We start from the raw sequence: 13,948 nt of genomic DNA on the forward strand, positions 1-13,948 counted from the left end.
CGCCGGTGAACGGTGTCGCGGGATCAGACTAGCGCGTCACTTGTCGCCCGTGCGCTGCCCGAGGGTTACTTCGGCCGTGTGCTCCTGGCCGCCGCGCTTGTAGGTGAGGGTGACCTGGTCGCCGGGCTTGTGCTGCCAGATCTCGCTGATCAGGGTGGGGCCGCTGTCGATCACCGTGTTGTCGAGCTTGGTGATGGTGTCGCCCGGCTTCAGGCCGGCCTTGTCGGCAGGGCCGTTCGGGGTGACCGCGTCGGAGCCGTCGTTGCCCGTCTGGGCGATGGTGGCGCCGTTGCCGGTGTCCTTCATGGCGACCTGGACGCCGATCTGCGGGTAGATCGGCCGGCCCGTCTTGATCAGGTCCTGGGCGACCCGCTTGGCCTGGTCGATGGGGATCGCGAAGCCCAGGCCGATGCTGCCGGACTGCTGGGGCTCGCCCATACCGCCGCCGCTGCCGGCCGACTGGATGGCGGAGTTGATGCCGATGACGTTGCCGCCGGCGTCCATCAGGGGGCCACCGGAGTTACCGGGGTTTATCGACGCGTCGGTCTGCAGGGCGCTCATGTAGGAGGCGCTGGTGCCGCCGCCGTCGCTGGAGGCCACCGGGCGGTCCTTGGCGCTGATGATGCCGGTGGTGACCGTGCCGGAGAGGCCGAACGGGGCGCCGATCGCGATGGTGGCGTCGCCGACCCGGACGTTGGAGGACTTGCCCAGCGGCAGCGGGTTGAGCGCGGCGCCCGAGGCGTTCTTGAGCTTGACCACGGCGACGTCGTAGCCCTGTGCCCGGCCGACGACCTCGACGTCGTACTTCTTGCCGTTGGAGAACGTCGCGGTGAGCTTGCCGCCGCCCTCGGCCGCGCCGGCGACGACGTGGTTGTTGGTGAGGATGTGTCCCTGCTTGTCGTAGATGAAGCCGGTGCCCGTGCCGCCCTCGCCGGTCGCGCCCTGCGCCTCGATCGTCACGACGCTGGGCAGCGCCTTCTGCGCTATCCCCGAGACCGAGGTGGGCTTGCGGTTCAGCGCCTCGGGGTCGCCGGAGGCGGTCACCGTCGTCGAGGTGCCGTCGTCGCGGCCCGCGGCCCAGAAGCCGATACCGCCGCCGACGCCGCCCGCGACCAGCGCCGCGGCGAGGACGGCGGCGATCAGGCCGCCGTTGCGCTTCTTGGGGGGGCCGCCGGGCGCACCCCAGGGGTCGCCGCCGCCTCCGTAGGGCGGCTGCGCGCCCCAGCTGCCGCCGGACGAGCCGTGCGGCGTGGTGTAGGCGGGCATCTGACCGGTCGGCGCGCCCGGGGCTCCGGGCTGCGGGTGGCCCCACGCCGGTGCGCCGGAGGCCGCGGGTCCGCCGGACGTGGTGGGCATCCGGGCCGTGTCGGACGCCGCGCGGTCGTCGCCCGGATACCCGGCGGACGGCGTACCGCCAACGGGGGCACCGGGGGCGCCGGCGGCGTTCGGTGCGAAGTCCGGCGGCGGGGGCGCCGCGGGAGGAGCGGACGGCGCGGGCGGGGCGTCCGGAGTCTGGGCGCCGGAGGCGGACGCGGGGGCGCTGTCCGATGCCTGCGGCCCCGTCGGCGGCCTGGCCTCCGACGGGCCGGGGGCTCCCTCGTTCTCGGTGCTCACAGCTCTCTCCTCAGCTTCACGACTGTGCCGGCCGACGGCCCCGGGGCCTCGTCCGGTTCCTTTGTCCACAGGGATGCGGAACCCGGTACTCCAGGATTGGGGATCCCGGCGATACAGGCGAGTCTCGGTCTCCCAGCCTTTCCCACGCCGCGTCAGGACGCCGTAAGCCGAGGCTGTGACTGTGACCTCATCCTTTATGCCGGACAAAACCGGCGCATCCTCGGTAGTGCGCATCAGCCACCGGCCGGGCGTCGGCCCGGAGGTGGTGGGTGGCACGATAACGCGGTGACCTATGCACGCCCCGCCCAGGACGCCCGTCCGGGTCCTTCCGCCATTTCCGTCGTAGCCCATCGAGGTGCCTCCGAGGACGCCCCGGAACACACGCTCGCCGCCTATCGCAAGGCGATCGAGGACGGCGCGGACGCGCTGGAGTGCGATGTCCGGATGACCGCCGACGGCCAATTGGTCTGCGTCCACGACCGACGGGTGAACCGCACCTCCAACGGACGCGGTGCCGTCTCCGCACTGGAGCTCGCCGATCTGGCCACCCTGGACTTCGGATCCTGGAAGGCCGGCCCGGACGACAACGAGGCCCCCGACCGGCAGCACGAGGACCCCGAGCGCACCTCCGTGCTCACCCTGGAGCGGCTGCTGGAGCTGGTCGCCGACGCCGACCGCCGGGTCGAGCTGGCCATCGAGACCAAACACCCGACCCGATGGGCCGGTCAGGTGGAGGAGCGGCTGGTCGAGCTGCTCAGCCGCTTCGGACACACGAAACCGGCCATGCCCGCCGACCAGCCGCCGGCGGTTCGCGTCATGAGCTTCTCGGCACGCTCCCTGCACCGCGTGCGCGCCGTCGCGCCGGACATTCCCGGTGTCTACCTCATGCAGTTCCTGACGCCGCGCTACCGCGATGGCCGGCTGCCGACCGGGGTGGGTATCGCGGGCCCGGGCGTACGGATCCTGCGCGCGCATCCCGACTACGTCGAGAAGGCCCATCGCGCGGGCCATCGCGTGCACGTCTGGACGGTCAACGAGGAGGCCGATGTGGAGCTGTGCCGCGAGTTGGGCGTGGACGCTGTCATCACAAATCGCCCCAAACAGGTACGTAGTCAACTCGGCCTTGGCTAAGGCTCATCACAGGGTGTGCACCGGCGCATTCGGCCTGTATCCGATTGTTCCGAGTGCGTCACTGCGTGTCGCCTGGCCGGTTTCCGGTCCAGTCCATTGGGGCATTCATCCCGTGGCGTGGGGCAAAGGAGGTCTCGGGGGTGGCGTTGGTGGTGGCACAAGAGGTGCCGACGTCGTCGATCATGGCCGTACCCCATGGAGCAATGGGTGTAGGCATGGCCAGGCGGCGCATGCGAGAAGAGCTGTTGGCAAGTGGAGTTCAGGACACGGTCGTCGATGACGCGGTCCTTATCCTCTCGGAACTACTGAGCAATTCGTGTCGGCATGCACGTCCGATATACGAAAACGGCTCACCGGATTCCGTAAGAGATGTCTCGGACGTCTATTCCTCGGGGTCCATCCGGGCCTCGTGGCAGATCGACGGACACGGCAGGCTGACCGTCGCGGTCACCGACGGCGGCGGCCCGACCCGACCGATTCCGGCCACTCCGTCGGTGACGGCGCGCGGTGGCCGAGGTCTGGCGATCATCCGGTCCCTCGCGAAGGACTGGGGGGTCCGTGAATCCGTTCCGGGCGAGGTGACGGTCTGGGCCGTCCTGAGCCTGGCGGACGCGTTCGCCACACGTCTGGACCTGTCATCCGCGCTCCCGCCCTCGCTCGTGGCGGGACTTGCCTCCGGCCTGCCGCCGGAGCTGGCCTTCGCGGACTTCGACGACCCGATGTAGCGACGCCGGCCCCGGGAGCCGCGAGACGCGCGCGTCCATCCCGGGGTGACGCATGCGTGTGGCTACGCACAGCGCGCAGCCACACGCAGAGGACGGACCGTTCGGGTACGGGAAATCCGCAGGGCTGCGACGTACGTGCACGGGAGCACCATCACGCCCTGCATCCCTGCCGTACGGCCCTGCACCGGACTCCGCGCGGGCACCCCGGGGACGGCGGCAGCGTGACCCGGGCTCCGCGGTTGCTCCTTCCGGGGGAGCCCGCGAACGGCAACTCCGGGGCGGACGCGCCCACCTGAAGGCTCCCGCACACCCATGGACGGCCACGCTCCTCTAGGCTCGCGCGGAAACGCGTCCGTACGCCCAGGAACGACCAGGAGACACCGTCGCATGGCCAAGAAGCGCCGCCCCCAGACCCAGGCCGCAGCACACGGCACAGCCGCCGACGGGAACTACCCGGTCGTCGGCGCCCGGGAGCCCTGTCCGTGCGGCTCCGGACGCCGCTACAAGGCCTGTCACGGCCGGAGCGCGTCACACGCCGTCACCGAGCTGGTGCAGCGGCCCTTCGAGGGGCTTCCCGGCGAGTGCGACTGGGTGGCGCTGCGTGAGCTGGTGCCCGCCGCCACGGTCGAGCTGACCCTCAAGGACGGGCTGCCGGAGGGCGTTCCGTCGGTGACCCTCGCGACGGTGCTGCCGATGGCCTGGCCGGCGCTGCGCCGCGACAACGGCGCCGTCCTGCTCGGCCTGCAGAACGACACCGCCTCCGGCGACATCAGCCGCGACCTCGCGGACACGCTCCAGCGGGCGCTGGCCGCGGAGCCCGGCACTCCGGTCGCCGCCCGCCGCTCCTCCGCCGACGGACCGCGGCTGCAGGATCTGCTCGACCCGGGCGCGACTTTCGAGCCGACCGTGCACAGCGGCTTCGAGTTCTGGGTGGAGGACGCCGAGAACGCCACCGGCGACGTCGCGGCCTCTCTGGAGCGGGCCAACGCCGCGGCCCTCCCGACGGCCCGGATCCCCGGCCTGGAGGGGGCCTACTGGTGCGAGGCCCCGGAGAAGAACCACCTGCGCTGGGTGACGTCCTACCCGGAGGAGCAGCTGCTTGACGCGCTCGCCAGGCTGCACGCCGCGGGCACCTCCTCGCTCGGCGAGGGCACCCGCCTCGTCGGCTCGTTCCGGGCGCACGGCCTGGTCGTGCCGGTCTGGGACCTGCCCTCCGCGATGGGCGCCGACGAGGTCGCGGGGCCGGCCGTCGCGTTCGCCGAGCGGCTCACCGAGGCCCTCGCCTCGAACGCCCCGCTCACCCCGGAGGAGCGCAGGTCGCGTGGCGGCCTGACCAACCGCCAGGTCACCCTGAGCTGATCGTCACGACTCCGGACGCCCGCGGAAGTGACTCCTGTCACAACCCCCTTACCAGCCGGTAAATAGGCGTCCGGAAATCCACGATCGAATTTGCGAACCGCCGATCTCTTGTTACGGTTCTAAAAGCCCGGTCGCTGGTGCATCCCCCGTCGCCAGCGACCGGGCGTTTCCATGCCCGGTGCCGGACGTCCTTCCCGGCCGGGCCACCGCACCCGCCCCCGTGCTGCCGCACCGCTGCGCGCGCCGTGCGAACTCCCGCCTGATCACAGGGGATTACCTCCCGGGACGCTCGCCCACACCCCTGCCGCTCAAGGCCCGCGGCCGCCCGACCAGCGCTCACCGGCCCGGATCGGCGCCGCGCTACGCGGAGTTGTTCCCCGCGCGCAGCAGCAGCCGCTCGCCCGCAGCGTCGGCGAACTCCGCCACCGCGCCGTACGGCACCCCGCTCTTGTGCACGGTCGCGCCGGTCGGCGTCTCGCACATTCCCGGCCGGTCCGCCACCGGCACCGTGCAGTGCACCTGGAGAGTGCTGTCGTCCGGCCGCAGCAGTGTCAGCACGGCACGCAGCGGGTCACCCGTACGGTTTCGGTAGTACGTACGCGCCCAGGTCGCGCCGTCCTCGGCGAGCACGCAGGTCTGGGCCTGGACCCGCTGGGGAGAGGTGAGTTCGGGGCCGCAGCGGGAGATGCGCCGGTCGTCGGAGAGCAGCGGCAGCCCCAGGTCACCGAGGGTGCCGTCGCGGGCCTCGCGGTGCGTGGCGGAGCCGACAACACCGCCTTCGCCCCTGGCTCGGGGCCCGGCGGGCGCACCCTCGTGTCCGGGCCTGCCGGTCTTCGCGCCCTTCGCGGAATGCCCCGACTCGCTTGGCCGGACGGCGTCTTCGGCCGTTTCGTTCCGTGCGCCCGGCGCCAGGGTGTCCGCAGGGCCTGCGGTCGCCGCGGCCAGCGGGATGGCGATGGCCGCAACGGCCGTGCCGGCGAGCGCGATCATGCGGAACTTCGGGGCGCGCTGCAAGGGGACCACCTGCGATTGATGTGCCACCGGTGGCGGCTTGACGGTCCGCCGAACTTACCGGGCGCCGGGGGTGGTCCCGGGGCCGCAGACACCCGTTTCCCGTAGTGGTGCGTGCCGCTCACACCCGGACGGGTGAACGCCCGCGTGTTCTTTCCGGCCATGCCGCTCACGCACGCGGCACGGCCCGGTCCGGAGGCGGTCCGGTGCGGTCCCGCGCGTCAGTACGCGAGTCGGCTGCCCCCGTCGGGGGCGCTGGTGCTCGCCGTGACCAGTGCGTCGACGATCGTGGCGACCTTCGGCAGCCAGGGCGCGGCCGGGCCGGCGGCCGGCGGCCGCTCCCAGTGCACCGCGCCGGCGCCGATCTGCGACGGCGGGAGCACGACATAGCCGCCCTCGCCGTGGAAGCGCAGTGAGCTGGGGACCCAGTCGCGGGAGTGCAGCAGCTCGCCCAACTCCGGCAGGTCGTACGGCGATACCAGGAGCGACCAGCGGGTGGGGGTGGCCACCACGGGGCCCAGGCGGACGCCGAAGTGGTCGAGGGCGGCCAGCGCGCGGGCGCCGGCGACGGCGGGCAGGCTCACCGCGCAGGGCGCGCTGCCGCCGGTGGCCAGCACGATCGGGGCGTCCGGGCGGTTGGTCCACCACCAGCGCACCATGCGCGCGTCGGTCGTGGCCGCGAGCAGGCCGGGGTCGAAGGGGTGTGCGCCGGGCACCACACAGTCGGGGTCGGGACAGCTGCACTCTCTCGTGCCCCGCTCTCCGAGGCCGAGCCGACCGCCGGCCGACTGCCGGCCTCCGGACCGCACTCCGACACCCGGGAGCACCGGCCACTGCCACTCGGTGGCGCAGTGGAGCGCCGCACCGAGCAGTGCCGACCTTCCGCCGCGCCGGAACAGGGGCTTGCGTCGCCTTCCGAGGATCTCGCGCATGAGCGCTCGTTCCTTTCCGTTAACGCCGAGGGCTATGTCCATCGCACTACATACCGGTTCGTGCCGCTATGTGGCGTTTCATGCGACCTGGTCAAGCAACCCGGGGTCGAACACGCCACGTGGATCATTGGTCACCGCGTGTACAAATGCAGCGCATCACGCCGTACGCCGAGCGTGGAACGTGGCGGGGGGTGGCGCGCGCATGGCGCTTGCTGTGCGGTGGTGCAATCCCGCCACTCGGGAGTGCGTCGCGGTCGTCGTCGTGTGAGACGTCCGTGCCCGCCGGAGAGTTCCGGTGCGGCCCCAACTGGCCCCGCACCTTTCCGAGTACGTACCCGCCACTGTGGAGATGACGCGCTGTCGATCGCCGCCAGTCGACCTCAAATTGACGGTTGGGGGGCCATTTTCAGGCCAATCTACAGACCTGGCTGACACCGTAAAGCCCCCTGGGACAATGCTGGACATCACGTCGTCGGTGCGTGTAGATGTGGAGACATTGATAGCGGAGCAGCAGGACATGGGGGTTTGCAATGCTATTGAGGAAATTGAGCGGTCGAACAAACCGCACAACACCACTCAACAAAACGCTTCACTCCCAACCAAATTCTGGTCTGACCTGCGGCAATACTAGATACGACGATAGCCGTCGGCCATGACCTCCTCCCACGTGCCGAAAGTGGCTGGAATCGAACCAGGACTTCCCACCCCCGCGCACACTGCCGATCCGCTTGCCGCAACCGGCTCCGATGACTCCGCGGATGCCGAAGGAACGCCGGCGGCATCCCCCTCCGAAACCGCCGCGGGCTCAGGCCCGGACACCACCGGGGACCTCGCCGCGGACATCTCGCCCGTCGATCAGCTCGCCGCCGTCCAGGACCGGCTCGCCGGCTGGCTCTCCGACCTCACCACGCTTCACGACCTGACCGAACGGCTGGCCCGCACCCGCACCTTGGAGGACGCCCTCCACGAGACGCTGCGGGCCGGCGCCTCCCTGGTGGGCGCGCAGCGCGGCCTGGTCGTCCTCGAACCGGCCGACGGCCTCGGGCCGGAGACCTCGATCGGCCTCGGCCTCGGCCACGCCGACATCGGCCACATCGAGACCATCCCGCGCCGCGCCCTGTCGTACGCGCGGATACTGGACGGCCTGCCGGAACCGGGCGCGGGCGAGGAAGCCCGCGGCGGAGGCGACACCGCCGCCGGCGACGCCCGCACCGAGATCTCCGAACCCGACATCCCCGGCGAGAAGGACCTCGACCCCCGCCTGCGCGAGGTCGCCGCCCGCCTCGGCTACGCCGCCAGCTACGCCGTCCCGATCACCGCCGACCCGATCGGCAGGATCGGCGCGGCCGTCTGGCTCTACGACGAGCCCGCCGCGCCCACCGAACGGCAGCGGCACCTCATCGGGCTCTTCCGCGCCCACGCCTCCGAACATCTCGCCCGGCTCCTCGAACTCCACCGCAGCCGGCAGGTGGCGCGGACGCTGCGCGAGGAGTTGCTGCCCAGCCGGCTGCCGCGGGTCCCGGGCGTACGGCTCGCGGTACGCCACAGCACCGGCCCTCGCGGCGGCGGAGACTGGTACGACGCGCTGCCGCTGCCGGACGGCGCGCTGGGCCTGGCCGTCGGCTCGGTGACCGGCTCCGGGCCGAGCGCGGTGGCCGCCATGGGACGGCTGCGCGCCTCACTGCGCGCGTACGCGGTCATGGAGGGCGAGGACCCGGTCGCGGTGCTCTCCGACCTCGAACTGCTGCTGCGGCTGACCGAGCCGGCCCGCAGCGCCACCGCCCTGTTCGCCTACGCCGAGGCGCCGCCCGGCGCACCGGGCGGACCGCCCGCGCGCTCGGTGCCGGCCGGCGCCCCCGCCCCGCGCAAGCTCGTACTGGCCGGGGCCGGCCACTGCCCACCGTTGATCATCGGCGATACGCGCGCCGAGTTCGTCGAGACCTCGCTGTCCGCGCCGTTGGGCATTCTCGCCTGCTGGGAGGCGCCGAGCGTGGAGATCGGCCCGGCACCCGGCGAGACCCTGCTGCTCTACAGCGACGGTCTGCTGCACCGCACCGGCGACCCCATGGACCGCGCCTTCGCCCGGCTGCACTCCGCGGCTGCCGGCGTACCGAAGGGGAGCCGCCACGACCCGGACGCGGTCGTCGACCACATCCTGCGCACGATGCTCCCGCAGGGCCTGGACGAGCCCGATTCGGAGGAGGACGTGGTGCTCCTGGCCGCCCGCTTCGACGAGTAGCCGGGGCGTCCGTGCACTCGATGGCCGGATCGCCGGAGAGGTCACACCTTCCTCCCCCTGGACCGCATTCGATCCGCACATACGATGGAAGGCGGTTCAGTCTTAAAAGGAGGCATTGTGACCGACGAGCTCACACCGGAGACCCCGGACGAGGACGAGCAGCCGATCAAGCAGCGCAAGAACGGCCTGTACCCGGGCGTGTCGGACGAGCTCGCGGAGTCCATGAAGAGCGGCTGGGCCGACACCGAGCTGCACGACCTGCAGCCGATCGAGCAGGCCCCGAACGCCGCCCGGCGTCGTGCCGCCCTGTCCGCGCGCTTCCCCGGCGAGCGCCTGGTGATTCCCGCGGGCAACCTCAAGACCCGCTCCAACGACACCGAGTACGACTTCCGTGCGTCGACGGAGTACGTCTACCTCACCGGTGACCAGACCGACGACAGCGTCCTGGTCCTGGAGCCCCGCGCCGCCGGTGCCGAGGGCCATGACGCGACGGTCTACCGCCTGCCCCGCTCCGACCGCGAGAACGGCGAGTTCTGGCTCAACGGCATGGGCGAGCTGTGGGTCGGCCGCCGCAACAGCCTCCGCGAGTCCGAGGTGCTGCTCGGCGTGCCCTGCAAGGACGTACGCGAACTCCCCGAGGCGCTCACCGAGGCCACCGGCCCGGTGCGGGTCGTGCGCGGGCACGACGCCGGTATCGAGGCCGCGCTGGCCGACAAGGTCACCGCCGAGCGCGACGAGGAGCTGCGGGTCCACCTCTCCGAAGCGCGTGTGATCAAGGACGAGTTCGAGATCGGCGAGCTGCAGAAGGCCGTCGACTCCACCGTCCGCGGCTTCGAGGACGTCGTGAAGGTCCTCGACAAGGCCGAGGCGACCAGCGAGCGCTACATCGAGGGCACGTTCTTCCTGCGCGCCCGCGTCGAGGGCAACGACGTCGGCTACGGCTCCATCTGCGCCGCGGGTCCGCACGCCACCACCCTGCACTGGGTCCGCAACAACGGCGAGGTCCGCTCCGGCGACCTGCTGCTGCTGGACGCCGGCGTGGAGACGAACAGCCTCTACACCGCCGACGTGACGCGCACCCTGCCGATCAACGGCCGCTACACCGACCTCCAGCGCAAGATCTACGACGCGGTGTACGAGGCCCAGGAGGCGGGCATCGCGGCGGTCAGGCCCGGCGCGAAGTACCGCGACTTCCACGACGCGGCGCAGCGGGTGCTCGCCGAGAAGCTCGTGGCCTGGGGGCTCGTCGAGGGCCCGGTGGAGCGGGTGCTGGAGCTGGCACTGCAGCGCCGCTGGACCCTGCACGGCACCGGCCACATGCTCGGCCTGGACGTCCACGACTGCGCCGCGGCCCGCACCGAGGCGTACGTCAACGGCACGCTGGAGCCCGGCATGGTGCTGACCGTCGAGCCCGGCCTGTACTTCCAGGCGGACGATCTGACGGTGCCGGAGGAGTACCGCGGCATCGGCGTCCGGATCGAGGACGACATCCTCGTCACCGAGGACGGCAACCGGAACCTCTCGGCCGGTCTGCCGCGCCGCTCCGACGAGGTCGAGAGCTGGATGGCCGGCCTGCTCGCCGAGTAGCCGTGCGGGCAGCGCGCCCGTAGCCGCTTCGCAGACGGCCGGTGGTCCTTCCGGGGACCACCGGCCGTCGTGCGTCCGGCGAGGACTCAGCCGTCCCCCGGCGGTGTGCCGCCCTTCGGCGCGTAGGCGCCGGCGCGGACCGCCGCCCAGACCGCGGTGGCCGTGGACTCGGCGAGGGCGGGATCGACGGGCCGGCGGGCGATCAGGATCCGGTAGTAGAAGGGCGCGCCGAGGGCCGACATCACGTCCTCCGGGTCGGTGTCCGCGGGCACCTCGCCGCGCTCGACGGCCCGCCGCACCATCAGGCCCGCGAGCTTGAGCCGGGCGTCGAAGAAGTCCCGCAGCACCGTGGCGGCCTGGGGGTCGCGGGCCGCGGCGGAGACCACCGCCTCGATCATGCTCTGCATCCGCCCGTCGGCGTAGAAGGCGGCGATCGACCGGGCCAGCGTGCGCAGGTCCCCGGGCAGCGTGCCGGTGTCGGGGAGCGGCACCTCCGCGCTCAGCTCCGTCAGGAGTTCGCAGACCACGCCCTCGACGCTGCGCCAGCGACGGTAGAGCGTCGCGAGATGCACGCCGGAGCGCTGCGCGACCTTCTCCATCGTGAGCGAGGCGTACCCGCCGGAGCCCAACTCCTCGAAGACGGCGGCCATTACGGCCTGCCGGGTCCGGGCCGTGCGGCCTCCGGGCCGGCTCTCGCCCGGGGGTTGGTGCGCTGTCACGGCGGCTCCGTATTGCAGTGCAGGTTCACGCCAAGTATTGTCCGAACAAGATTAACGCGAGCAACTTCGCGTTAATCCTGGTGCGCGCCGGTCTCGCAAGCCCAGGGGACGCCGCGGGGGAGGTCCTCTCGTTGCGAGACCGCGCTGCTCACCTTCCACCGGACATGATTTCCGGCCAGCTTTCCGCGGCCGATGTTCACTCCGGGATTGACGTCCGCTCCGGGATGGACGTCTCCGTGCGCGACTCGCTCCGTCACGGCCCCAACACCCGCTCCGGCGCAAGATATTGACGTGGCGTCACACCCGTCATCCACACCAGAGGCCCTACGCCGTGCCTTCGGGGTCTTCGGTGACGGCGGATCGCGCCTCACCGGCGTCCTCCTGGGCCGGTTGCCGCGCGAGCGCGGTCCAGGAGCGCAGGAGCAGGTCGAAGGCGTCGACGACGACGTCACCCTGGATGCCCTCGGGGGCCAGCAGGCGCTGGATGAGCAGGCCGTCCTCCAGGGCATGGACGATCAGGGCGAGGAAGGCGGGGTCCGCGGGCGAGGCGACGCCGCGGGCGGCGAACGCCTGCTCCAGGCCGCCGGCATGGGCGTCGCGGGCGAGGCGTTCCCGTTCGGCTAGGAGGGGGCGCAGTTCCTCGTTCCGCAGCGCGTGCAGGACGAGTTCCATGCGCAGGGCGAGCCATTCGGGCAGGTGACGGGCCCGGTCGCGGTTCCAGGCCCGGAGCCTGTCGAGGGCGTCGGCGAAGGAGGCGGCGCCCTCGGTGAGCGCGCGGACCTCCTCCAGTTCGCGGCGCGTGCGGTGCTGGAGCAGCTCGGCGACGAGGGCGTTCTTGTCCTCGAAGTTCCCGTAGAAGGCGCCGCGGGTGTAGCCGGCGCGCTCGGCGATCTGCTCGACGGAGGTGCCGTTGACCCCGCGTTCGACGAACAGTTCGGCGGCGGCGGTCAGCAGGCGTTCGCGGGTCTGCTGACGGCTCTCTTCGCGGGTCAGGCGCTTGCGTTCGGGGCTCACAGCGGCATCCTACGGCGCACCCGGGCCAAAATATTCAGTTCTGTATCCAGATACAGCTCTGTATCTTTGCGTCGGAGCGAAGGGAGAGCCCGATGGAGAAGACCGAGCTGTGGGCGCTGGAGGCGTCGGAGCTGGCGAAGCTGATGGCGTCCGGAGAGGTCTCCGCGGCGGAGACCGTGGACGCACACCTGGAGCGGATCGCCGCGGTCAACCCGCGGGTCAACGCGGTGACCCGGCTGCTGGCGGACAGCGCCCGGCAGGCGGCGCGGGAGACCGACCGGCGCCGGGCCGCCGGGGAGCGGCTGGGCCCGCTGGCCGGGGTGCCGTTCACGGTGAAGGAGAACCTCCACGTCGCCGGATCGGCGACCACGCACGGCGTGCCGTACTTCCGCGACCGGGTGGCGCAGGCGGACGCTCCCCCGGTGCGGCGACTGCGCGCGGCCGGGGCGATTCCGATCGGGCGCACCAACATGCCCGACCTGGCGATCGCCGGGGTGCACACGACGAGCCAGCTGTTCGGGGACACCGTCAACCCGTGGGACCCGCAGCGCACGCCCGGCGGCACCAGCGGCGGCGACGCGGTGGCGGTGGCGACCGGCATGGCGGCGCTGGGCCTGGGCAACGACTCCGGCGGATCGGTGCGCAACCCGGCGACGTTCAACGGCGTCGCGGGCCTGAAGCCGAGCTACGGGCGGTTCCCCGCCGACCACCGGATGAGCGACGACGAACCGGTCCTGGGCCACCAACTCTTCCCCGTGGACGGGCCGTTGGCCCGGTCGGTGGCAGATCTGCGGGCGTCCTACGAGGTGCTGGCGGGGACCGACCCGCAGGACCCGCGTGCGGTCCCGGCCCCGCTGTACTGGCCGCGACCGGGCACACCGGTGCGCGTCGGCGTGGTGACCGACCCCGGCGACCGGGGTGACGTCCACCCGGACGTGCGCGCGGCGATCGAGGCGGCGGCGGCCGCCCTGGAGGACGCCGGGCACCCCGTCGAGGAGGTGCGGGTGCCGCGGCTGCAGGACGCCCTCGACGGCTACGGCGCACTGCTGCGGACCGAGTTCTCCCTGGCCTGGCCGGTGATCAGGCGGCTGCTCACCGACGACAGCGCCCGCCACATCGAGCTGGACGCGCACCGCCACCCACCCGTCGACCTGGCGGAGTACCTCCGGCAGACCGGTGTACGCCTCGGCGTCCAGCGCGCGTGGGCCCGCTTCTTCGAGCGCTGTCCGCTGCTGCTCGGGCCGGTGTCCACACAGCCGGCACCGCAGCCCGTGGTGCCACGGACCCCGGAGGAGCGCGACGCGATGATGATGCCGATGCGGCTGCTCACCGCGACGACGTACGTGGGGGTGCCGGCCGTGGCCGTGCCCACCGGACTCGCGGCCGGGCTGCCGCAGGGCGTCCAGGTCGTGGCGGGGATGTATCGCGAAGACCTGTGCCTGGACGCGGCCCAACGGATCGAGGAGCGCCTCGGCGTACTCGCCCCGCTCGACCCGCGCCCGCACCGGCTCGACGGAGTCGCGGGGTAGCGGGGAGCGGGGGAGCGGGGAGCGGCCGGCATCCGGGGCGGGCGTGGCCGCCGCGGGTCTCAGCAGGTCGGAGCGGAGCCCCCGTGGC

The 13,948-nt window shown here is 72.2% G+C and carries 11 protein-coding genes; 6 read left to right on the plus strand and 5 right to left on the minus strand.

Going from position 1 to position 13,948, the window contains the following annotated elements; genetic code table 11:
- Positions 1 to 36: 36 nt before the first annotated feature.
- Positions 37 to 1,614, minus strand: coding sequence for a trypsin-like peptidase domain-containing protein (locus tag QOM21_RS17720; RefSeq protein ID WP_407551253.1), 1,578 nt, complete (start codon positions 1,612 to 1,614; stop codon positions 37 to 39).
- 285 nt (positions 1,615 to 1,899) lie between these two features.
- Here QOM21_RS17720 and QOM21_RS17725 point away from each other — a divergent pair, with 285 nt between their 5' ends.
- The 3 genes from QOM21_RS17725 to QOM21_RS17735 all read left to right on the plus strand — a co-directional run bounded on the left by QOM21_RS17725 (position 1,900) and on the right by QOM21_RS17735 (position 4,829).
- Complete coding sequence (locus QOM21_RS17725; protein ID WP_407551255.1) at positions 1,900 to 2,745, plus strand: glycerophosphodiester phosphodiesterase; 846 nt, start codon at positions 1,900 to 1,902, stop codon at positions 2,743 to 2,745.
- Positions 2,746 to 2,798: 53 nt separating this feature from the next.
- Positions 2,799 to 3,470: an ATP-binding protein gene (locus QOM21_RS17730; RefSeq protein ID WP_407551257.1), complete on the plus strand. Its 672-nt coding sequence runs from the start codon at positions 2,799 to 2,801 to the stop codon at positions 3,468 to 3,470.
- Between the two features lie 387 nt (positions 3,471 to 3,857).
- Positions 3,858 to 4,829 (plus strand): DUF5926 family protein, encoded by a 972-nt coding sequence (locus QOM21_RS17735; RefSeq protein ID WP_407551259.1) that lies wholly within the window; start codon positions 3,858 to 3,860, stop codon positions 4,827 to 4,829.
- A 360-nt stretch (positions 4,830 to 5,189) separates the two neighbouring features.
- Here QOM21_RS17735 and QOM21_RS17740 read toward each other — a convergent pair whose 3' ends face one another.
- A complete protein-coding gene (locus QOM21_RS17740; RefSeq protein WP_407551261.1) occupies positions 5,190 to 5,852 on the minus strand; it encodes a hypothetical protein in 663 nt (220 codons plus the stop codon).
- 209 nt (positions 5,853 to 6,061) lie between these two features.
- A complete protein-coding gene (locus QOM21_RS17745) occupies positions 6,062 to 6,772 on the minus strand; it encodes a bifunctional DNA primase/polymerase (protein ID WP_407551263.1) in 711 nt (236 codons plus the stop codon).
- Between the two features lie 652 nt (positions 6,773 to 7,424).
- Here QOM21_RS17745 and QOM21_RS17750 point away from each other — a divergent pair.
- Complete coding sequence (locus QOM21_RS17750; RefSeq protein ID WP_407551265.1) at positions 7,425 to 9,011, plus strand: PP2C family protein-serine/threonine phosphatase; 1,587 nt, start codon at positions 7,425 to 7,427, stop codon at positions 9,009 to 9,011.
- Between the two features lie 117 nt (positions 9,012 to 9,128).
- On the plus strand, positions 9,129 to 10,598 hold the full coding sequence (locus tag QOM21_RS17755) for an aminopeptidase P family protein (RefSeq protein ID WP_407551267.1): 1,470 nt from the start codon (positions 9,129 to 9,131) through the stop codon (positions 10,596 to 10,598).
- An 86-nt stretch (positions 10,599 to 10,684) separates the two neighbouring features.
- On the opposite strand, the gene QOM21_RS17760 is transcribed toward QOM21_RS17755, so the two are convergent.
- Positions 10,685 to 11,317: a TetR/AcrR family transcriptional regulator C-terminal ligand-binding domain-containing protein gene (locus tag QOM21_RS17760; RefSeq protein WP_407551269.1), complete on the minus strand. Its 633-nt coding sequence runs from the start codon at positions 11,315 to 11,317 to the stop codon at positions 10,685 to 10,687.
- Positions 11,318 to 11,641: 324 nt separating this feature from the next.
- Positions 11,642 to 12,331, minus strand: coding sequence for a TetR/AcrR family transcriptional regulator (locus QOM21_RS17765; protein ID WP_407551271.1), 690 nt, complete (start codon positions 12,329 to 12,331; stop codon positions 11,642 to 11,644).
- Positions 12,332 to 12,423: 92 nt separating this feature from the next.
- Between QOM21_RS17765 and QOM21_RS17770 the strand changes: the two genes are divergently transcribed.
- Entirely contained in the window at positions 12,424 to 13,860 is a 1,437-nt protein-coding gene (locus QOM21_RS17770) for an amidase (protein WP_407551273.1), read from the plus strand.
- Positions 13,861 to 13,948 lie beyond the last annotated feature (88 nt).

Source organism: Streptomyces sp. Pv4-95 (assembly GCF_045782725.1).
Lineage (GTDB): Bacteria > Actinomycetota > Actinomycetes > Streptomycetales > Streptomycetaceae > Streptomyces.

Bases quoted from the DNA above. Each gene is read 5' to 3' on its own strand.
- QOM21_RS17735 (WP_407551259.1), top strand. From the start codon at position 3,858: ATGGCCAAGAAGCGCCGCCCCCAGACCCAGGCCGCAGCACACGGCACA.
- QOM21_RS17745 (WP_407551263.1), bottom strand. From the start codon at position 6,772: ATGCGCGAGATCCTCGGAAGGCGACGCAAGCCCCTGTTCCGGCGCGGC.
- QOM21_RS17750 (WP_407551265.1), top strand. From the start codon at position 7,425: ATGACCTCCTCCCACGTGCCGAAAGTGGCTGGAATCGAACCAGGACTT.
- QOM21_RS17770 (WP_407551273.1), top strand. From the start codon at position 12,424: ATGGAGAAGACCGAGCTGTGGGCGCTGGAGGCGTCGGAGCTGGCGAAG.